Source organism: Kitasatospora sp. NPDC089797 (genome assembly GCF_040684795.1).
Taxonomy (GTDB): Bacteria; Actinomycetota; Actinomycetes; order Streptomycetales; family Streptomycetaceae; genus Kitasatospora.
Window position 1 is genome coordinate 1 of sequence record NZ_JBFBGS010000024.1, and the last position, 20,974, is coordinate 20,974.

Consider the following 20,974-nt stretch of genomic DNA (forward strand, 5'->3'; position numbering starts at 1 on the left):
CCGACGGCCGCATCGTCGACGAACTCCACCACCCCACCGCCGACACCGTCCTGGACCGCATGCGCCGCTTCGACGCCAAGGGCCGCACCAGCTGAGCCCGTTCAGCCACTCGACGCCACCGATCCCCGAGTACCCCCAGGACTGACGCTCCCTCATGTTCCGCACCGCACTGCGCAACGTACTGGCCCACAAGGGCCGACTGCTGATGACGATGCTGGCCGTCATGCTCGGCACCGCCTTCGTCGCCGGCACGCTCATCTTCAGCGACACCATGGGCCAGGCCCTCCGGACCCAGAACTCCAAAAGCTACGCCGACATCGCCGTCACGGTCAGCGACCGGACCGCCGCGGGCCCCGGCTACGACCACGGCGGCAGCGCCGACGACGGCCCGACCCTCAGCGAGGACGTCCGCCGGAAGGTCGCCGCCCTGCCCGGCACCGCCGACGCCCGCGGCGTGGTCAGCGGCTTCACCGGCATCGCCGACAAGAAGGGCGCGCTGATCGGCGACGGCTTCTCCACCACCGGCACCAACTACGTGCCGGGCGCCGACGGCACCGACCAGCGCTACCCGCTGGTCGAGGGCCGCGGACCCAAGGACGCCACCGAGATCGCGCTGGACACCCGGACCGCCGAGAAGGGCGGCTACAAGGTCGGCGACACCGTCCGGGCCGCGGTCAACGGCCCGGTGATGCAGCTCAAGCTCACCGGCACCCTGCACACCAACGACCCCCGGGTGATGGCCGGCGGCTCGCTCGCCGCCTTCGACACCGCCACCGCCCAGCAGCTCTTCCTCAGCCCCGGCCAGTACTCCGAGCTGGACGTCAAGGCCAAGCCGGGCACCGACGACGCCGCGCTGCTCACCGCCGTCCAGCAGGCCCTCCCCCAGGGCGACAACCTCCAGGCCAAGACCGGCCGCGAGCTGGCCGCCGAGCAGGACCGGATGATCGGCAAGCTCACCACGGTCCTGAACACCTTCTTCCTGGGCTTCGCCGGCATCTCGCTGTTCGTCGGCGTCTTCATCATCGGCAACACCTTCTCCATGCTGGTCGCCCAGCGCACCAAGGAACTGGCCCTGCTGCGCGCCGTCGGCGCCACCCGCCGACAGATCACCCGCTCGGTGAAGCTCGAGGCCGTCCTGGTCGGCCTCACCGCCTCGGTCGGCGGCCTGGTCGCCGGCATCGGCATCGCCGTCGGCCTCCGGACCCTGCTCAACGGCCCGATGGAAGCCAACCTGCCGGACGGCCCGCTGCTGGTCTCCCCCCTGACCGTCCTGGTCTCGCTCGCGGTCGGCGTGCTGGTGACCCTGGTGGCCGCCTGGCTGCCCGCCCGCCGCGCCTCCCGGATCGCCCCGGTGGCGGCGATGAGCGCCTCCGAGCAGCCCGCCACCCAGAAGAGCCTGCGCGTGCGCAACACCGTCGGCCTGCTGTTCACCCTGGCCGGGGCCGGCGCCCTGGCCGCCGGAGTGGGCGGCAAGGAGGTCAAGCTGGTCGGTCTCGGCACGGCCGCGCTGCTGCTCGGCGTGTTCGTGCTGACCCCGCTGCTGTCCCGGCCGCTGATCGCGCTGCTCGCCCCGATGCTGCGCGCCGTGTACGGCACCCCGGGCAAGCTGGCCCAGGAGAACGCCGTCCGCAACCCGCGCCGCACCGCGGCCACCGCCTCGGCGCTGACCATCGGCGTCACCCTGATCACCTCGCTGACCGTGATCGGCGCCTCGGTGAACAAGGCCGTGGACTCCTCCAGCGACAGCGACATCAAGGCCGACTACACGGTCGCCATGGCGAACGGCTCGGACCTCTCCGCGGAGGCCGCCGCCCAGATCGCCAAGGCGCCCGGTGTCAGCGCGGTGAGCGCCGAGCGCGGGCTCCGGGTCACCCTCGGTGAGGGCAAGGACGAGGCCCACGGCGAGGACGGCGCCGACCGCGAGTGGCTGACCGCGGTGAACCCGGCGACCATCGACCAACTGGCCACCATCAAGATCAAGGAGGGCTCCGCGGACGCCCTCAAGCAGGGCAAGCTGCTGGTGAGTTCCGGCCGCAGCGAGCAGGCGGGCTACAAGGTCGGCAGCACCCTCGCCGTCACCTACCCGGACGGCACCAAGGGCTCGCTCACCGTCGGCGGCGTCCTGGAGGCCAACACCGCGCTGGCCGGCGTGATCGCCCCGGAGAACGTGGTCGGCCCGCACGCGCGCCCCGGCTCGGGCCTGAACAAGGTCCTGGTCAAGGGCGAGCACGGCGCGACCGAGCAGCTCAAGCAGGCGCTGCGGGACGCGACCGGCGGCAACCCGCTGATCAAGGTCAAGGGCCAGAAGGACATCAAGGCGGAGAGCCGCCAGGCCATCACCAACGTCCTCAACCTGATGTACGGGCTGCTCGGCATGTCCGTGGTGATCGCGGTGCTCGGTGTGGTCAACACCATGGCGATGTCGGTCTTCGAGCGCCGCCGGGAGATCGGCATGCTGCGGGCGATCGGCCTGGACCGGCTCGGCATCCGCCGGATGGTCCGGCTGGAGTCGCTGCTGATCGCGCTGTTCGGCGGCCTGGTCGGGGTCGGCCTGGGCGTCCTGTCCGCCTGGGCGGTCATCCGGACGCTGGCGTCCGACCTCACGGGCGTCGCCACCGTGGTGCCGCCGCTGCAGATCGCCGGCTTCCTGCTCGCGGCCGCCGTGATCGGCCTGCTGGCCGCGCTCTGGCCGGCCCACCGGGCGGCGAAGCTGGACATCCTGGACTCGATCAAGAGCCAGTAGGCCGGCGCCAGGTGTGACGCACGGAGCCCCGGACGGTTCGACCGTCCGGGGCTCCGGCGTGTCCGGGGGCACGGCCCCACCGGGTCCGTCCGTGCTCCGGGCCGTACGCGTCCCGGGCCCGTCCGCACGGCGGGGCCTGCCGTGCCCGCCCCCGGGACCGTCCGCACGGCGGGGCCTGTCCTACCCGCCCCCGGGACCGTCCGCACGGCGGGCCCGCACGAACGGCGGGCCGTACCGAACGTGGCCCGTACGAACGGCGGCCCGTACCGACGACACCGCCCCGCCCGGCGGGTGCCGGACGGGGCGGTGGTCGGTACGGGGTGAGGTGCCGGGTCAGGCGGCCGGCTCGGCGGCGACCAGCTGGGCGGGCTTCGCCTTGCCGCCGCCGAACAGGCCGAAGAAGACGGCCAGGGTCGGCACCAGGTAGGCCAGCCAGACCACCAGCTGGAGCACGGTCGGGTCCGGCTGGAAGTTGAACACGCCCTTGAGCAGGGTGCCGTACCAGCTGTCCTTGGGGACGGTGCTGGAGATGTCGAAGGCGGTCGCGTGCAGGCCGGGCAGCCAGCCGGCCTCCTGGAGGTCGTGCACGCCGTAGGCGAGCACCCCGGCCGCGACCACGACCAGCATCGCGCCGGTCCAGGTGAAGAACTTCGCCAGGTTGATCTTCAGCGCCCCGCGGTAGAACAGCCAGCCGAGCACCACCGAGGTGAGCAGGCCGAGCGCGGCGCCGATCAGCGGGTTCCAGCCGTCGTCGGTGGCCTGCACCGCCGACCAGATGAACAGCGCGGTCTCCAGGCCCTCGCGGCCGACCGCCAGGAAGCAGGTGACCACCAGGGCGGTCGTCCCCATCGCGAGCGCGGCGTCCAGCTTGCCGTGCAGCTCGGTCTTCAGGTGCCGGGCGGTGCGCCGCATCCAGAACACCATCCAGGTCACCAGGCCGACCGAGATGATCGACAGCGATCCGCCGAGCGCCTCCTGGGCCTCGAAGGTGAGCTGCGAGGACCCGAACTGCAGCACCGCGCCGAAGGCCATCGACAGCACCACGGCCGCGCCGACGCCGAGCCACACCGGCGGCAGCTTGTCCCGGCGGTCGGTCTTGACCAGGTAGGCGATCAGGATGCAGACGACCAGGCTGGCCTCGAGGCCTTCGCGCAGGCCGATCAGGTAGTTGCCGAACACGGCTGACTCCTCGGATTCGTGGGGGGAAGGATCAACCGAACAGGGACTGGCCCCACCACTCGCCCGGCTTCCGGACGCCCGCCGGGCAGGCGAAGTGGGCCGAACCGACGTGCTGGATGTACTCGTTGAGCTTGTCGGAGGCGGCGAGCCGCTGCTGGAGCGGGACGAAGGCCTTCCGGGTGTCGCGCTGGTAGGCGAGGAAGAACAGTCCGGCGTCCAGCCGCCCGAGGCCGTCGGTGCCGTCGGTGAAGGAGAAGCCGCGGCGCAGGATCATCAGGCCGTTGTTGGCGTCCGGGTGGGCCAGTGCGACGTGGGCGGTCGCGGGCATCGCCTTGAGGTCGGGGGCGTCGCGCTCCTTGCCCTTGCCGTACGGGGCTCCCTCGCCCTTGGTGCGGCCGAAGGTGTCCTCCTGGTCCTTGAGCGAGGCGCGGTCCCAGGTCTCGATGTGCATCCGGATCCGGCGGGCGACCAGGTAGGAGCCGCCGGTCATCCACTCCGGGCCGTCGCCGGGGGCGGCCCAGACGTGCTCGGCCAGGTTGGCGGTGTCGGTGCCCGCGATGTTGTGGGTGCCGTCCTTGAACCCCATCAGGTTGCGCGGGGTCTGCTCGTCCGGGGTGGTCGAGGAGGTCTTGCCGAAGCCGAGCTGGGACCAGCGGATGTTGACCGTCCCCATGCCGATCCGGGCCAGGTTGCGGATCGCGTGCACCGCCACCTGCGGGTCGTCCGCGCAGGCCTGGACGCACAGGTCGCCACCGCTGCGCAGCGGGTCGAGCTTGTCGCCCTTGAAGTTCGGCAGCTCGACCAGGGCGTCGGGGCGCTGGGCCCTGAGGCCGAACCGGTCGGTGCCGTCCTTCTCGAACAGGCTCGGCCCGAAGCCGATCGTGAGGGTGAGCCGGGAGGCGGGCAGGCCGAGGGCCTCGCCGGTGTCGTCCGGCGGCGCCTCGGCGGAGTCGGGGACGGCGCCGGTGCCGACCTCGCGGCCGCCGGTCATCGCCGCGGCCGCCTTGGTCCACTCCTTGAGCAGCTTGACCAGGGACTCCCGGGTCGCCTTCTCCGAGACGTCGAACGCCGCGAAGTGCAGCCGGTCCTGGACCGGGGTGGCGATGCCCGACTGGTGGTCCCCGTAGAAGGGCACCTCCCCGCCGGCCGTGGCGTTCGCCACCGGGGCCGGGTCGTCGTCCTGCCGGGCGGCGACGGCGACCGAGCCCACGGCGGCGGCGCCGAGCGCGACGCCCGCGCCGGCCCAGCCGATGACGGCACGGCGGCTCACCGCGCCCGGGTTGGCGGTGGCGGCAGCGGCCGGACCGCCGTGCTGCTGCTCGTTCTCGGCGTCCATCGGCGGGCGGGCCCTTCTCACTCTTGCGGAACTGCTGAACTGCTGAACTGTGGTGCTGCTGACCGGCGGTGGTGCGGGCAGTGCCGAACCACCGCCGGTGAGCGACTACTTGACGACCACCGCGGCGGCCAGCTTGGACAGCGGCTCGCCCAGCGAGTTCACCGCGTCGGAGAAGGCCTTGCGCTCGGTCTCGGTGACCTTGTCGTACGGGGTGAACGTCCCGTCGGCCTGCCGGTACTTGGCGAGCAGGGCGTTGATGGCGGCGAACTCGGAGTCGAGGGTCTTGGCCAGCTCCGGGTTCTTCTCGGCGGCGACCGGCTTCAGCAGCTCGTAGGCCTTCTGGGCGCCCTCGACGTTGGCGTGGAAGTCCGCCAGGTCGGTGTGGCTGTAGCGGTCCTCCTCGCCGGTGATCTTGTTGGTGGCGACCTCGTCCAGCAGTTCCTTGGCGCCGTTGGCCATGCTGGTCGCGGTGATCTCCGCCTCGGGGATCTTCTTCTGCCAGTCCTTGAGGTCGGCGACCAGCTGATCCGCGAGGGTCTTCTCCTCGTCGCCGATCCGGCCGTCGGCCCAGAGCGCCTTCTCCAGGCGGTGCCAGCCGGTCCAGGCCTGGCCCTGCTCCAGCTTGTCCTCGCGGGTGTCGGTCTTGGGGTCGACGTCCCCGAAGCTCTCGGCGACCGGCTCGGTGCGCTCCCAGCCGGTGCGCGAGGGCGCGTACAGCGACTTGGCCTTCTCCAGGTCGCCGCCCTTGATCGCGGCGGCGAAGGCCTCGACGGCCGGGATGGTGGCGTCGGCCTGCTGCTGGGCGTACGCGCGGTAGGAGTCGACGGCGGCGGCCAGCCGCGGGTCGGCCGGGGCGGTGCTGCCGCCCTCGCCGGTGACGGTGATCTTCTGCCGGATGCCGTCGCCGACCATGCCGGGCTTGCAGGCCACCTCGTAGCTGCCGGCCTTGATCTCGGCGTTGATGGTCGCCTTGGTGCCGGGGCCGATGTTCTCCCGCTCGGTGACGATCTTGTCGCCGGCGGCGTAGACGTAGACCTCGGTGGTCTTGGAGCCCTTGTTGCTGATCTCCAGCACCACGTGGCCGGCCGGGAAGCTGGTCCTCGAGACCTCGCAGGCCGTGTCGGTGGCGTTCACCTTGACCGCGTCCGCGCCGCCCGCCTTGTCGTCCTTCTTCGACGCGCAGCCGGCCAGGGCGGCGGTCGCCACGGCGAGGCTGAGCAGCGCGGCTGCGGTGGAACGGCGGCGGGCGGGCATGGGGGCTCCAACGGAAAAGGGCAGGGGGGTGCCAAGGACGGGTAAAGCGCCGGCTCGGCCGGCGCCTCCTCTTTAGCTAAGGCATACCTTACGTAAGAAGTCTTTACCGTCCACACCCAGCCCCCGTCCTGCCCGAACCGTTACCTCCCGGCCCGCGGCCCGCCCGGTGCCCGACGGGCCGCCGCCCGGGCCGTCCAGCGGCCCTCGTGCCGGCTGATCCGGATCGGGTGGCCGAAGGTCTCGCTGATCAGCTCGGTGGTCATCACCTCGTCCACCGGGCCGGCCGCCACGCACTCCCCGCCGCGCAGCAGCAGCGCGTGGGTGGTGCTCTCGGGCAGTTCCTCCAGGTGGTGGGTGACCAGCACGCTCGCCAGCTCGGGGTGCTGGTGGCGCAGCAGGTCCAGGCTGTCCAGCAGCAGCTCGCGGGCGGTGAGGTCGAGCCCGGTGGCGGGTTCGTCGAGCAGCAGCAGCCGGGGGCTGGGCATCAGCGCGCGGGCGATCAGCACCCGGCCGCGCTCCCCCTGGGAGAGCGTGGTCCACTCGGCCTCGGCCATCGCGGTCATGCCGAGCGTCTCGATCAGCTGCTCGACCCGCTCGACCGCCCCGGGGGCCGGCTTGCGGTGCCACTCCGGCTCGATGGTGTTGGTGGCGCCGGTGAGCACCACCTCGCGGACGGTCAGCGGCGAGCGCAGCGGGTGGCGCGGGTTGACGTGCCCGAGGTGGCCGCGCAGCTCCCGGATGTCGACCCGGCCCAGTCGGCGGCCGAGCACGTCCACCGTGCCCCGGGTGGGGTGGGAGACCGCGCCGAGCAGCGCGAGCAGGGTGGACTTGCCCGCGCCGTTGGGGCCGAGCAGCGCCCAGTGCTCACCGGGCTGGATCTCCAGGGTGATGCCGCGCAGCAGGTGCCGGCCGTCGCGCACGACGTCGACCTCCCGGGTGCGCAGCAGCGGGCCGTCGAAGGACGGGTCGGACGTGGTCATGGGGCGCTCTCCGATCGCTGCACCGGGCAGGGTACGGGCGCGGCGCCGCACCGGACGGCCGGCGCCGATCGTCCGTGTGCACGGTACAACCGTCCGTCGGTGCGGAGCCCGGCCGTCCGAGGGGTGGACCCGGGGTCCGACGTCCGCCGGGGCCGACCCCGTCCGTCCCGGCCGCCCCACCCGTGACACCGGTGTCCGGTCCGGTCCGTTCCGGCTCCGATGCCTGCCGCCGAAACCCTGTCGCAGCGCGGGCGTCGGGGAGGAACATGGAGCCTTTCCGAGGGGGGACGAGGGGAGGCGTGATGGTCGCGGACGAGGAACCACCGGCCGGGCTGCACGAGTTGGTGGAGCGGCAGGCCCGACGGGCGCCGCAGGCCGTGGCGGTGCGCTGCGGCGCGGCGGAGCTGACGTACGGGGAGCTGGACGCCCGGGCGGACCGGCTGGCCGCCCACCTGGCGGCGAGCGGGCTGGCCCCCGGCGGCCGGGCGGCGGTCGCGCTGGGCCGGGGCACCGAGGTGTACGTCGCGCTGCTGGCGGTGCTCAAGGCGGGCGCCGCGTTCGTGCCGCTGGAGCCGACGGCGCCCGACGGGCTGCTGCGGCACGTACTGGCCGACGCCGCGCCCGACCTGGTGCTGACCGAGGAGCGCCACGGGGACCGGCTGGCCGACGCGGGCGCGGCGGGGCGGCTGCTCTGCCTGGACGGCCCCGACCTCCCGGAGCGGGGGTTCGAGCGCCCCGAGGTGGCCCCCGGCGACCTCGCCTGCGTCTTCTACACCTCCGGCTCCACCGGCCTGCCCGCCGGCGCACTGGTCGAGCACCGCAACCTGCTGGCCGCGTACGCCGGTTGGCGGGAGGTGTACGGGCTGGCGCCCGAGGACCGGATCCTGCAGACCGCCAGCCTGGAGTTCGACGTCTTCACCGCCGACTGGATCCGGGCGCTGGGCAGCGGCGCCACCCTCGTGGTCACCCCGTTCAACCTCACCCTGGACCGCACCGCCGATCTGGGCGCCCTGCCCGCCCTGGTGGTCCAGGAGCGGATCACGGTCATGGAGCTGAACGTCCGCACCGCGCGCCGCCTCACCGCCCTGCTCACCGAGGGCGGCACCGGGCTGCCGGGGGTACGGCTGGTGACCGTCGGCGCCGAGAAGTGGTACCTGGACGAGCAGGTCGCCCTGCAGCGGCTGCTCGGCGACTTCACCCGGGTGCTGAACGTCTACGGGCTGGCCGAGGCCACCGTGGACAGCACCTGGTTCGAGGTGCGCGGCACGGCCACCGCCGAGGGCGCGGAGCGGGTCTCGCTGGTCGGCCGGCCGTTCCCCGGGACCCGGGTGTACGTGCTGGGCCCGACCGGAGCCCCGGTGGCGACCGGTCGGGTCGGCGAGATCGCGGTCGCCGGCTCCGGCCTGACCCGCGGCTACCTCAACCGCCCGGCGGACACCGCGCGCCGCTTCGTCCGGGCGGACTTCGACCCGGACGGGCGGGTGCTGCTGACCGGTGACCTCGGGCTGCTCCGGGCCGACGGCGTGCTGGAGTTCGTCGGCCGGGCGGCGACCGTGGTCGGCCCGCTCGGCGCGGACCGGGCGACCACGGTGACCACCCGGGTGACGGCGGCGGCCCGCGCGGAGGGCGCGCTGCGGGCGCACCCGGCGGTGCGGGAGGCGGCCGTGGTGGAGGTGGAGCCCACGCCGGGGCAGCGGACCCTGGTCGGTTACGCGGTGCCCACCCGGGGCGCTCCGGAGGGGGCGGACGGCTGGTCGCTGACCCAGTACCTGGTGACCGAGTTGCGGGGCCACTCGGCACCGGCCGCGGTGATCCCCGTCCCCGAGCTGCCGCGCACCCGGGCCGGGAAGCTGGACCGCGCCGCGCTGCCGCTGCCGGCCCCGCCGCGGCACACCGCGCCGCGCTCGGCCAAGGCGGGCGGCCGGGCCCGGGGCGGAAAGGCGGGCGGCACGGCGGGCGGCGGGCGCCGGGAGGCGGACGGCTCGCGCGGCTGCGCCGCGGCCGCCCTCACGCCGTTCCTCGCCTTCGTCGCCTGGCTCCTCACCGACCGGCTGTACCCGGGCGCCACCGACCTCTCGGCGGTACCGACGGGGTACCACTTCTGGTTCGGGCTGCTCTACCTGTGCGAGGACCTGGCCTTCGGCGGCGGGCTGGCCTTCCTCCTCCTCGGCCTGCCGGCCCTGCTGCGCCAGGGCCGTTCGCTGCCGCTGACCCTGCTCACCCACGTCTCGGTGTTCTGGCTGCTGGCCTCCTGGTGGCCGCAGGACAACCTGTACCGGTTGACCTCGGCCACCGACTGGCCGCGCGAGACCGCGCTGGTCTACGTCTTCAACGTCCCGCTGATGCTGGCCGCGCTGGTGGTGGTGGTCTTCCTGTTCCGCAGGCCGAGGACCGCTCCGGAGTAGCCGGGGGTTCCGCTCCGGAGTAGCCGGGGGTCCTGCTCCGGAGCAGCCGGGGGTTCCGCTCCGGAGCAGCCGCGGCTTCAGCGCAGCGCCTCGAACATCCCGGTCAGCCCGTGCCCGGCCGCCTCGACCAGCGCCCGGGCGGCGTCCAGCGCTTCGGCGTCCGGCCCGGCGAGGGCGATCCCGACGGTGGGCTCCGGCTCGTGACCCGCCGTCGGGATCAGCGGCAGCAGGGTGACGCCGAGCCGGGCACAGCGCGGGCGCAGCCGGTCGAGGTGGTCGTACAGCGCCTCGGGGGCGAGCCGGGCGCCGAGCGGCAGCGCGTCCAGGGTGCGGACCAGGTGGCCGGGGCCGCGCACCCGGTCCAGCCGTTCGCGCAGCATGAAGGCGACGGCCGGGCCGGTGAGCCGCAGGTTGGTCTCGGTGGGGGCCAGCCGGCGCTGCCGGTCGGTGACGAAGTCGACGTCGTACCAGCCCCGGTAGCCCTCGGCGGCCAGCCGCTCCCCCACCGCGAGGGTGAAGCGGCGGGCCGTCTCCTCGGCCGCCCGGGGGACGACGCCGGGGCCGACCGTGACGCCCTGGTAGTGGGTGCCGGCCACCTCCATGACGCCGGCGCCGACCGGGTGCACGGTGCCGTCCGGGCCGATCACGGCATCGTAGGTGAGGTCGCGCAGCCGGGCCGCCGGCCCCGGGTCCACGTACTCCTCCAGCAGCAACTCGCCGTCCGGCGGCAGGGCTTCGGAGCGGACCAGGCGGCGCAGCAGGGCGCCCCCGCCGCCCGCGGCGAACAGCTGGGCGGGCTCGACCAGGACGGTGCCGTGGCCGCCGACGCCGTGCGGGCTCTTCAGCACGGTGGTCAGGCCGCGGGCGGCGCGGGCGGTCAGCCGCCGGGCGGCGCGGCGCCGGCCGTCCGGCCGCTCCTGCCGCGGCACCACGATGCCGGGGTGGTGGGCCGCGAGGGCGGTGAACAGTCCGTGCGCGGCGGCCTTGGACTCGTAGCGGCGGGTGGCGGCCAGCTCGGGCCCTTCGCCCTGGGCCGGGGTGCGGCCCCAACTGACCACGGGGCGAGCGCAGTCGGCGATCCGGGCGGCCAGTGCGGGCCGGGCGGCGAGCGCCTCGGCGAGGGTCCGGTCGACGGCGAGGCCGCTGTGCACCTCGACCGGGCCCCACTCCAACTCCCGGGCCGGCCAGTCGATCCAGGCCCGGTCGAGCTCGGCGGGCAGCACCAGTACGGCCGGTTCGGGGCTGTAGCCGACCGCGAGGCAGGCGTAGTGGTGCGCCTGGCGCAGCCGGCGGGCCCGCTGGGCGGCGTCCGTCCCCGGCGCGAGGAACTGCGCGTTGAAGTCGGCGACGTTGCCGAGGTGCACGGCCGCCCGCCCGCCGGTCCAGGCCCCCACCCATCCGTCCATGGGCGAGAGCCTAGGGCCTCGAGCGCGCCGTCGCCGGTCGACCGTCATGAGGGCGGTGGGGAGCGCCTGTTGGGTTTCGATCAATTTTGATCTGAACAGGACACAACTTGGCAAAATCATGACCTTCCCTCTAGCTGAATCTGACTGATCGCCGTCAATCTCGGTCGCAGCTCTTTTGCCGTCCCTTTCCCTGCACCCCACCCCCACGGGAGTCAGCGTGAGCCCCGCCCCCTCCTTCCGCCGTGCCCGCACGGCCGGAGCCATCGCCCTCGTCGCCGCCCTCGCCGCCGTCGCCGTCCCGGCCGGACCGGTCGCCGCCGCCCCCGCCGGGCCCGCCGACCGCGACACCGCGATAGCCCGGGCCCGCGCCAACGTCACCCACAACCCCGGGGTGTTCGGCTTCGGCGCGGGCCAGGACCTCGTCCTCAAGGACGTCGTCCTCGACGGTGACGGCACCTCCCACGTCCGCTTCGACCGCACCTACCAGGGCCTGCCGGTGGTCGGCGGCGACCTGGTCGTCCACCAGGACGCCCGCGGCGGGCTCAAGGACTCCTCGCGCGCGGCCGCCCACGACGCCGCCGTGAAGTCCACCGTCCCCAAGGTGCCCGCCCACACCGGCGCCGCCGACGCGCTCTCCGCCGCACCCGGCGTCCGGGACGCCGTCAGCACCCCCGAACTGGTCGTCTGGGCGGCCGACGGCACCCCGCGCCTCGCCTGGCGCACCCGCGTCGAGGGCACCGGCGACCACGGCCAGCCGGCCGGCAAGGTCGTCGTCACCGACGCCACCACCGGCGAGCAGATCGAGTCCCTCGACGCCGAGCACCAGGCCGCCGGCACCGGAAACTCCGAGTACACCGGCAAGGTCACCGTCGACACCACCCCGACCTCCGGCGGCTACACCCTCACCGACCCGGTCCGCGGCCACGTCACCAAGGACGCCGGCAACCTCTCCGCCTCCTCGGTCAAGGCGGGCTCCGGCACCCCGTTCACCAGCACCACCAACGTCTGGGGCGACGGGAAGAAGTTCTCCGCCAACCGCACCACCGCCGCCGTCGACGCCCACGCCAACACCGCCTGGACGTACGACTACTACAAGAACGTCCACGGCCGGAACGGCATCAAGAACGACGGCCGGGGCGCCACCGTCTTCGTCCACGTCGGCACCGCCTGGGACAACGCCCAGTGGTCCGACGACTGCTTCTGCATGATGACCGGCGACGGCAACGGCAGCACCGACCCCGAGCAGGTCGACCTCGACACCATGGGCCACGAGATGACCCACGGCGTCACCAGCGCCACCGCCAACCTGCGCTACAGCGGCGAGTCCGGCGGCCTCAACGAGTCCACCAGCGACATCTTCGGCACCATGGTCGAGTGGTACGCCAACAACAAGATCGACACCGGCGACTACCTGTTCAGCGACCAGTCCACCCCGCCGTGGCTGCGCCGCTTCGACAAGCCCTCACTGGACGGCAAGTCGGCCGACTGCTGGACCAGTTCGGTCGGCAAGCTGGACGTCCACTACTCCTCCGGCGTCGGCAACCACTGGTTCTACCTCGCCAGCGAGGGCAGCGGCGCCAAGACCGTCAACGGCGTCGCCTACAACAGCCCCACCTGCAACAAGTCCACCGTCACCGGCATCGGCAACCAGAAGGTCGCCAAGATCTGGTACCGCGCGCTGACCGTCTACATGACCTCCACCACCACCTACAAGGGCGCCCGCACCGCCTCCCTCAACGCCGCCCGCGACCTCTACGGCGCCAACAGCACCGAGTACAAGGCGGTCGCCGCCGCCTGGAGCGCGGTCAGCGTCAACTGACACCGTTTCCGAGGGACCGCCCGCCTGTCCACTCGGGGCACCGAACACCACGCCGGGCACCGTGACGATCCGGCCGGAGCCTCCGAAGGGCCCCGGCCGGGCGCACCACTCCGACGCCCGGCTGCGGGCAGCCCGTCAGGCGCGGTCCACGGTGCCGATCGCCTCGGCGACGCCGTAGGCCCCCAGCAGGAGCAGGTGATCCAGCAGGTCGAGGACCTCGGCGCGGCGCGGGGCCGTGCCGGCCTGTGCATAGGCGCGCGTCAGCAGCCGACCGATGTGGTGGGCATCAGCCGCCGCATCGGTCGCCAGGTCGGTGGAGTCTGGGTCGGACACGGCGATGAACTGCCGTGCAGCGGCCAGGATCAGGTCGTCGACCCGGTCCGGGGCCTGTTCGAGGGTGAGCAGCAGTTGTGCCAGGGCCGGCTGGAAGGCCGGGGATCCGATGAGGCCGGTCAGCGTTCGGCGGAACGGGCCCAGCCGCTTACCCCTCAGCATGGCCGCGACTGCGGCTGCCGCTTCGCGCACGTCCGCCGCCGCGTCGTGGAAGAACCCGGCGAGTGCCCGATGGGCCAGTCCCGCATCACCGGTGTCCGAGAGGCGCTGAGCGCAGACCTCAGCGGCTCCCTGCCGCTGCGCGCCGTCGCCACCGACCAGGACCGCCGCCAGCAGGTCCGGCAGTTCCCACTGCATCGCTGCCAGCGCTGCGATCTGCCCACCGACCCGACGGACCGCCACCACCGGCGAGTTCAGCATCCGCTCGATCACCGGTCGACCTTCCGCCGGGGCTCCGTGGCAGACGGCCACGACCAGGGAGGCCACGTACGGCGAGGCCAGCAGTTGGTCCGGAGCCGAGATGAGAATGCCGAACGCGTCCGTCGCCGCAGCGCGGTCCCGGCGCAGTGCGACGTGCAGAACGCGGGCTGCGCACGCCCGGACGGGGAGCGAGGGATCGGCGGCCATCCGGCTCAGATGCGGTAGCACGGAGGCAATCCGCGACCCGTCCGTGTCGTGGAGCAGAAGGTCGGCCAGGCATTCGGCCGCACTGCCCCGCACGGTGTTGATCCCGGCCGTGAGGAGGTCGCGGTCCGTGTCTCCGACCTCGTCGCCGTCGTCCTCCCCCTGGTCGGCGGCGAGCACGATGGTCACGAGCAACTGCACCAGATCCGGCGGAACGCGGTCGAGGTACCTCCGCAGTCCCCACCCCAACCATCGGTCCAGGGCCGGATCTCCGTGACCTGCCAACCGGCGGATCGCCGCGAAGACCGCCTCCGACTCGATCGGCTCGGCGTCGCCCAGCCCCCGGAGGAGGGCTGAACCGTAGGCCGGGTGTGTCCCGGCATCGATTCGCAGTGCCAGCCGGGCGAACCGCAGTGGGTCCGCCTGCGTCATGGTCTGAAGGACCTGGGACTGCTGCCAGGCCCCACCCGTGAAAGCCCGCCAGTCAGTCCGGTCCTCGCCGTGCTTCCGCATGGCGCTCAACCACTGATCGTCGCTCATGTGCTGCGCGGAGCCCAGCGGAATGGGCGGCCCGACGATCCCGCCCCGCACTCCTAGAGGCTCGTCCGGCTGCTGCCGGTCCTGGTGGCGTCTGCGGAGCTCTCCCAACCGGCGGGCGGCCCGGTCGGAGAGACGGTCCTCGGGCAGCGCCGACAGCAGAGTGAACTCGTGCCAGGGCGAGAACTTTTCATCTGGTGGGACCCTCAGATGAAGGATCCTCTCTTCCAGTCGGCGGAGCATGTCGTCGGGCAGCGAGGAGCCGATGGCGCGGAGTACCTGGCGCGCGCCCCACGCCGCGTTGGCCCCGTGACCCGACAGAAATCGATGCCTGCCCTGCAGGAGGATCTCGGCCGCCCGGGCTGAGAGGGGCTGACCGGCTGCTGCGAGCGCCTGGTAGAGAAGCCACTGCGCCGCGTCGTAGGGCGAGGCCGCGAGGCCGTCGGAGAGGGTGAGCGCGCAAACCGGATCCCGACCGGCGACGGTCTGCACCGCCGTCACCATGCCTTGGAACAGGGCCTCGCCCAGGGTGCCTGGCCGGCCATCGTCGTACTGGAACGCGAAGTGCCGGTCGAAGACGGCCAGTCCCGCCTGTGCCGGATGGGCGGTGGCCTCCATGACCTTCAGGAGCACGGGCAGGAGTCGACCGCAGAAATCCTCAGGGGCGCCTTCGGCAGCGGCCGTCACCAACCGGACGGCGCCGTCATCGCGGCTGAGGAGTGCGGTGGCCTTGCCGTCATCGCCGATCCGGAGCGCGCCCGGCCGGTCCGCCAGCAATACGACGAGCAACTCGACTGCCCAAGCTGGTTGTTCGGCCGCGAGATCCCTCACCGAGAACCAGAGCTCGTGTTCGCGATCGGTGAGGAGTCCGCCCCGTACGCCGTCGATCAGCAGCTCGAAGAGCCGGCGGCACTCCCCGACGGAAGCGAAGCACGTGACCCGGAGCAGCCACGAACCGTACTCGGGCTCCGACGTCCGCGGCTCCAGGAGACCCGCCACCCGGTCGGGCACGGCCGCGACCGCCCCGGTCAGCATCCGCAGCGCCCAGTCGCGTTCCTCGGCCTCGCCGGTCAGCCACTCCTCGACCGCCCCGGCGTCGTCCGCCCGGCCGAACCACGCAGCGTTGCCGACCGCGTGCGCGAGCCGTTCCCGGAACGAGGGCCGGGTTTCCAGCACCCGTGCCACGGCGTCCCACTCCGCCTCGGTGGGGGCATCCAGGCCGCGCAGGAGCGCCAGGGTCACGTCCTTGAGGTGGTAACGGATCCCCGGGCCGGTCAGCAGGCCCTCGACCTCCTCCACGAACCGTTCCGGGTCCAGATCCCTCAGATGGTCCAGGACTTGTCGTACCTGCCCGCGGCGAAAGAGCTCCTGGTTTCCGCCGAGAAGGAAGGACTCCAAGGTCTCGTTCCGCAGGAGCGAACCTCGGGCGAAGGCGTAGTCGAAGAAACTCTCGTGGAAGAACGCCAGTTGTCTACCGTCACGCACGAGGACCTGTTCCGAGACCAACACGTCCGTGCCCGAGGCGAGTTCGTCCGCGTCGAGCAGGTTGTACGGTACGGAGAGGCGCTGCCGCGCACTCATGGCCGCCGCGACCGCTGACACGGCTTCGTGGAACCGCACCGACGGGCGTCGGCGTGCACAAGCCTGCCGCTTGGAGTCCCAGAAGGCGTCGAAGAGCTGCCTGGTGGTCTGGAAGGACAGCGCGCCGCCCTGATCGGCCGTCTGCGCCAGGAGGACCAGGTTCATCGGGGAACGCAACAAGGTCCGCTGTGCCTGCGACAGTTCGGCCGCATCGAGACCCATCGCGGTGACCGCGGTGTCGATCTGTTCATCGGAGAGGGACTCGACGGCGATGTGGGTGCACGGCTCAGCCTCGGTGAGTCGGCGGATGCGTGGGTCCGCCTCGACGTCGAAGGCGCGGCAGACCAGGACGACGCGCATGGCGGGGTGGGCCGCCGCCTCGCCCACGAGATCGGCCACCGCGTCGAAGGTGTCGGGGATCCGTCCCGAGGCGAGGCTGACGGCGTCGAGCTGGTCGATGATGAGGACGCAGGTCCGCCCCTCCGCGGCGACGCCGAGCGCGCTGACCGGGGATACCGTCAGACCGATGCGTCGGCCGAGCTCATGGGTCGAGGAGAACGGTTCCATCCGGTCGAGGCGGAACGCCAGTGTCGGCACGGCTTGCTCCGCAAGGACGGTGTGGACCTGGTGCAGTACCGAACTCTTTCCGCTTCCGGCGGTTCCGGTCAGCAGGGTCAGCCGCTCGCGGCCGACGGTGAGGTGCTCCACCAGCCGGTCCGTCTCCTCCCGCGGCACGGACGGCCGCAGCAGCGCCCTCCCGACGCTCGACGCCCAGGCTGTGGTCGCGCTGCGCACCTGATCCGCCGTTGCCTCACCGTACGGGCGATCGGCCCGCCGGACGCCGTGGGCGGCCAGCCGGGAGGCGATGGTCGGAGCGTCGAGCGTGGTGCCCAGGTTGTCCAGCAGGAGGTCGCCGAGCGCAAGGGAGGAGAGCCGACCCGGTGCTCCGGCGAGGGCCTGCTCGGCCAGGGCCGCATTGAGGTTGGCGAGGTCCCGCTCGTCGGGCCACGCCACCCGGAGTCCCCTCAACATGCGCCAGGCCGTCTCGGGCGACCCGTAGACCTCGCGGGCGGTCAAGGCGTCGAAGGGGCCCCGGAGTCCCTCCGTCAGCCACTCCCCCTCGAACGTGGCGAGGTGGTCCGCACGCCGAGCCCGGTCGGCGAGTTCGTCGATCTCCCGGGCGGGCACCAGGGAGACGAAGTGGAACTCACGGCCCGCTTCGACATGGCCCCGGAGGTGCGTCCAGACCCCCTTGTCGCGGAGCGAGGCCACGTTCCAGCTGTTCGCGTTCCGGTTCTGCCGCTTGACCTGGTGCGCCTCAGTCACACCGTCGTGGCGCCGGTAGACGAACTCGGCGCCCTCACCCAAGGTCCCGCAGGGCTCCACGGTGAGCGAGGCCCCCGTCCCCAGAAGGACGTACAGGGCGTGTCTGATCGTCCAGGCCCCCTCGAAACGGTTCCCGAACTTGTCCGCCTCACCTGCCGGCCGAGGTGCCACCGTGCTCCCTCCTGCTGCCACGACGACCGCGCGTCGTCGCCGATCCGGTCCCGCGTTGCCGGACCGCAGCGTCATGGGAGCACATCGGGCGTGCACCGAACCGCCGATGAAAGGAAATGATCCGAGAGTTCGGCAAATCGATCGGAAGTCCGTCACACCGGCACCACGGTGCCGGTACCCACCGTCAACCGTCAGCTGTTGAAGCCGACGTGGACGTGGTCGTGGTGGGTGTCGTCGGTGAAGAACTGGTTGCCGACGCCCGCGATCGCCACCGGGCCGCCCACGTTGTACGAACCGGCCGCCGCCGCGTCGCGCATGAAGGACTCGATCAGCTGCCGGGGCGTGGCCGGGTCCACCACCGGCCGGCCGTCGATCCGCCAGACGTCGAAGGCCCGGCCCAGCGGATGGTCGCTGGGCCGGGTGGTGCCGAAGACGTCCAGCGGGTGGCCGCTGCGCACCACGCTCACCGACAGCGTGTACGGGCCGGCCAGCCGCAGCATCGCCGCCGTGACGGTGTCGTGGACCAGGCCGCTGCGCAGGTCCGCCAGCGCCTCGGGCGGCAGTTCGATCCGTGGTTCGGCCAGCACCTTCGCCACCGCGGGCGGGGGCGGGGCGGCGGCCGGGCCCGGTTCGCCCGGGTGCAGGGCGGTGACGGTCCAGCGCGGTTCGGCCCGGCTCAGCCGGACGTCCACGGTGGTGCCGCCCGCGGCCACCGAGCCGTCCGGCTGCCTGGTCCACTGGCGGCAGACCACCAGCACGCTCGCCGAGTCGGCGAGGATCCCGCCGTACTGGGCGTCGACCACCTCCAGGGCCGCCTCCGGGGCGGCCGGCGCGAGCGCCCCGGCCTGGTCCGCCAGCCCCGGTGGCAGTCCCAGCGCCGCCACCCGGGCCCGGGCCGCCTCGGCACCCTGCCCGCCGGGCGACCAGGCGCCGAGCGCCGCGACCAGCTCGACGGCGCGGCGCTTCACGTCGGGCTGGATCTCACCGGGGCCGGGCTGCCAGAGCGGCGTGTCGGGCAGCGGGGTCGGGCCGGCCGTCGGGGCGACCGTGGCCGTCGGGGTCCGGGAGCCGGTCGGTGCCCCGGTCGACGCCCCCGCCGCTGCCGTGCCCGGGCCCGACGCCGACGGCCGCGGCCCGGCCCCGCCCGCGCACCCGGCCACCCCCAGCAGCACCGCCGCCGCCCCCGCCCGCAGCACCCCGCGTCGGCCCGTCCCCGGACCACCGTCTCCGCTCGTCATGCGGCCAGTATCCGACCGGCGGCCCCGCCCCGGCGCCCGGCGTCAGCCCAGACGGCGGATCGGCTCACCCTTCAGGAAGGCCGCGATGTCCTCCACCGCCTCGCCGAAGTACCGCCGGTAATTGTCCTGGGAGACGTACCCCAGGTGCGGGGTGGCCAGCAGCCGGGGCGCGCTGCGCAGCGGGTGGTCGACGGGCAGCGGCTCGGTGTCGAAGACGTCCAGGGCGGCCCCCGCGATCCGGCCGTCGGTGAGCGCGGCGAGCAGCGCGTCCTGGTCGACGATGGCCGCCCGGGAGGTGTTCACCAGGTAGGCCCCGGGCTTCATCAGGGCGAGTTCGGCGGCACCGATCAACCCCCGGGTCTCGGCGTTGGAGGCCAGGTGGATCGACACGAAGTCGCTCTCCCGCAGCAGTTCCTCCTTGTCGACGGCCCGCCGCACCCCCGCCTCGGCCGCCCGACCGTCCGTCAGGTTCCGGCTCCAGGCCAGCACGTCCATGCCGAAGGCGAGTCCGACCCGGGCGACCAGGCCGCCGATCCGGCCCAGGCCGAGCAGCCCGAGCGTGCGCCCGTGCAGGTCGGCGCCGACGGTGCTCTGCCAGGGACCGCCCGCGCGCAGCGCGGTGTTCTCCTGGACCAGGCCGCGGGCCAGGCCGAGCAGCAGCGCCCAGGTCAGCTCGACCGGCGGGGTGCCGGAGCTGGCGGTGCCGCAGACGGTGACGCCGTGCGCCGCGGCCGCCGCGTGGTCGATCACCGAGTTGCGCATGCCGGAGGCGACCAGCAGCTTGAGCCTCGGCAGCCGGGCGAACAGCGGGGCGGGGAACGGCACCCGCTCGCGCAGGGTGACCACGATGTCGAACTCGGCCAGTGCGGCGGCAAGTTCGTCCTCCGAGGTGTGGTGCTCACGGAAGCAGGTGAGCTCGACCCGGTCGGCCACCGGGGACCAGTCGGCGTAGCGGGTGGCGACACCCTGGAAGTCGTCCAGGACGGCGCAGCGAAGGATCGGATGCGTCATGACGGCAGCTAACCAGACAGCTCGGGGCCGGTGGCCGGTACCCCCGGGTACCCCCGGTGGTGATCGGGCCCGCCCCACGACGATCATGGCAGGCATGACTTCCGACACCGCTCCCCACGACTCCCCGACCGCCGCCGCCTCCGGCAGCTGGCAGCTCGGCGACATCGCCGTCCACCGGATCGGCTTCGGCACGATGCGCCTGCCGCAGACCGGCCCGGCGCTGGTGCCGGACGCCGTGCCGCGCGACCGCGAGCAAGCCCTGCGGGTGCTGCGCCGGGCGGTCGAACTCGGCGTCAACCACATCGACACCGCCGCCTTCTACTTCTCCCCGCTGCGCTCCGCCAACGAGCTGGTCAACCGCGCGCTGGCCCCGTACGCCGACGACCTGGTGATCGCCACCAAGGTCGGCCCGGCCCGCGGCCCCGACGGCGAGTGGACCGAGCACGCCCGCACCCCCGCGGCGCTGCGCGCCCAGGTCGAGGAGAACCTCCGCCAACTCGGCCGCGACCACCTCGACCTGGTCAACCTGCGCGTCCTCGGCACCGACCCGATCGCCGAACGCTTCGGCGCGCTGGCCGAGTTGCGCGAGGCCGGCCTGATCCGCAACCTCGGCCTGTCCAACATCCACCCGCACCAGCTCGCCGAGGCCCGGACCATCGCCCCCGTCGTCTGCGTGCAGAACCCGTACGGCATCGGCGCCTCGCCCGCGCAGGACGAACTGCTGCGGCTCTGCGGCGAGCAGGGCATCGCCTTCGTCCCGTTCTACGCGATCGCGGGCGCCGGGCGGCAGGACGGTGCCGGGGAGCCGGAGCCCGCCGAGGTCCTGGAGGTGGCGCGGGGCCGCGGGATCAGCACCGCCCGGGTCCGGCTCGCCTGGACGCTGCACCGGGGGCCGCACGTGCTCGCCATCCCGGGCACCGGTGACGTGGCGCACCTGGAGGACAACCTCGCGGCGGGCGCCCTGCGGCTGACGGCGGAGGAGCTGGCCCTGCTGGACCGGGCCCACACCGGCTGACCCCACCCGGAACCGC

12 protein-coding genes and 1 pseudogene are annotated in these 20,974 nt (G+C 73.3%); 5 read left to right on the plus strand and 8 right to left on the minus strand.

Annotation, left to right across the window (positions count from 1 at the left end; genetic code table 11):
• Both AB0O91_RS20345 and AB0O91_RS20350 read left to right on the plus strand, forming a co-directional pair.
• Window positions 1–95: pseudogene (locus AB0O91_RS20345) on the plus strand (ABC transporter ATP-binding protein); the annotation flags it as partial.
• Window positions 96–154: 59 nt separating this feature from the next.
• Window positions 155–2,743 carry an FtsX-like permease family protein gene (locus AB0O91_RS20350; protein ID WP_363434988.1) on the plus strand — a complete coding sequence of 863 codons (2,589 nt, stop codon included), beginning with the start codon at window positions 155–157 and terminating at the stop codon, window positions 2,741–2,743.
• Between the two features lie 333 nt (window positions 2,744–3,076).
• Here the strand turns inward: AB0O91_RS20350 and efeU are convergent, their stop codons facing one another.
• The 4 genes from efeU to AB0O91_RS20370 all read right to left on the minus strand — a co-directional run bounded on the left by efeU (window position 3,077) and on the right by AB0O91_RS20370 (window position 7,492).
• Window positions 3,077–3,922, minus strand: a complete 846-nt coding sequence (gene efeU, locus AB0O91_RS20355; protein WP_363434991.1) for an iron uptake transporter permease EfeU — start codon at window positions 3,920–3,922, stop codon at window positions 3,077–3,079.
• A 31-nt stretch (window positions 3,923–3,953) separates the two neighbouring features.
• On the minus strand, window positions 3,954–5,258 hold the full coding sequence (efeB, locus tag AB0O91_RS20360) for an iron uptake transporter deferrochelatase/peroxidase subunit (RefSeq protein WP_363434993.1): 1,305 nt from the start codon (window positions 5,256–5,258) through the stop codon (window positions 3,954–3,956).
• 105 nt (window positions 5,259–5,363) lie between these two features.
• On the minus strand, window positions 5,364–6,512 hold the full coding sequence (gene efeO, locus AB0O91_RS20365) for an iron uptake system protein EfeO (RefSeq protein ID WP_363434996.1): 1,149 nt from the start codon (window positions 6,510–6,512) through the stop codon (window positions 5,364–5,366).
• A 140-nt stretch (window positions 6,513–6,652) separates the two neighbouring features.
• The gene (locus AB0O91_RS20370) at window positions 6,653–7,492 is read right to left on the minus strand and encodes an ATP-binding cassette domain-containing protein (protein ID WP_363434999.1); all 840 of its coding nucleotides are present in this window, start codon (window positions 7,490–7,492) and stop codon (window positions 6,653–6,655) included.
• 302 nt (window positions 7,493–7,794) lie between these two features.
• Between AB0O91_RS20370 and AB0O91_RS20375 the strand changes: the two genes are divergently transcribed.
• Window positions 7,795–9,897: an amino acid adenylation domain-containing protein gene (locus AB0O91_RS20375; protein ID WP_363435002.1), complete on the plus strand. Its 2,103-nt coding sequence runs from the start codon at window positions 7,795–7,797 to the stop codon at window positions 9,895–9,897.
• Between the two features lie 77 nt (window positions 9,898–9,974).
• On the opposite strand, the gene AB0O91_RS20380 is transcribed toward AB0O91_RS20375, so the two are convergent.
• Window positions 9,975–11,303, minus strand: coding sequence for a hypothetical protein (locus AB0O91_RS20380; protein WP_363435005.1), 1,329 nt, complete (start codon window positions 11,301–11,303; stop codon window positions 9,975–9,977).
• A gap of 217 nt (window positions 11,304–11,520) precedes the next feature.
• Here AB0O91_RS20380 and AB0O91_RS20385 point away from each other — a divergent pair, with 217 nt between their 5' ends.
• Window positions 11,521–13,122, plus strand: coding sequence for a M4 family metallopeptidase (locus AB0O91_RS20385; RefSeq protein ID WP_363435008.1), 1,602 nt, complete (start codon window positions 11,521–11,523; stop codon window positions 13,120–13,122).
• Between the two features lie 135 nt (window positions 13,123–13,257).
• Here AB0O91_RS20385 and AB0O91_RS20390 read toward each other — a convergent pair whose 3' ends face one another.
• The 3 genes from AB0O91_RS20390 to AB0O91_RS20400 all read right to left on the minus strand — a co-directional run bounded on the left by AB0O91_RS20390 (window position 13,258) and on the right by AB0O91_RS20400 (window position 19,943).
• Entirely contained in the window at window positions 13,258–17,694 is a 4,437-nt protein-coding gene (locus AB0O91_RS20390; RefSeq protein WP_363435010.1) for a hypothetical protein, read from the minus strand.
• Between the two features lie 191 nt (window positions 17,695–17,885).
• Window positions 17,886–18,932, minus strand: a complete 1,047-nt coding sequence (locus AB0O91_RS20395) for a hypothetical protein (RefSeq protein ID WP_363435013.1) — start codon at window positions 18,930–18,932, stop codon at window positions 17,886–17,888.
• A 42-nt stretch (window positions 18,933–18,974) separates the two neighbouring features.
• Entirely contained in the window at window positions 18,975–19,943 is a 969-nt protein-coding gene (locus tag AB0O91_RS20400; RefSeq protein WP_363435016.1) for a D-2-hydroxyacid dehydrogenase family protein, read from the minus strand.
• Window positions 19,944–20,037: 94 nt separating this feature from the next.
• Here AB0O91_RS20400 and AB0O91_RS20405 point away from each other — a divergent pair, with 94 nt between their 5' ends.
• A complete protein-coding gene (locus tag AB0O91_RS20405; protein WP_363435019.1) occupies window positions 20,038–20,958 on the plus strand; it encodes an aldo/keto reductase in 921 nt (306 codons plus the stop codon).
• Window positions 20,959–20,974: the final 16 nt, after the last annotated feature.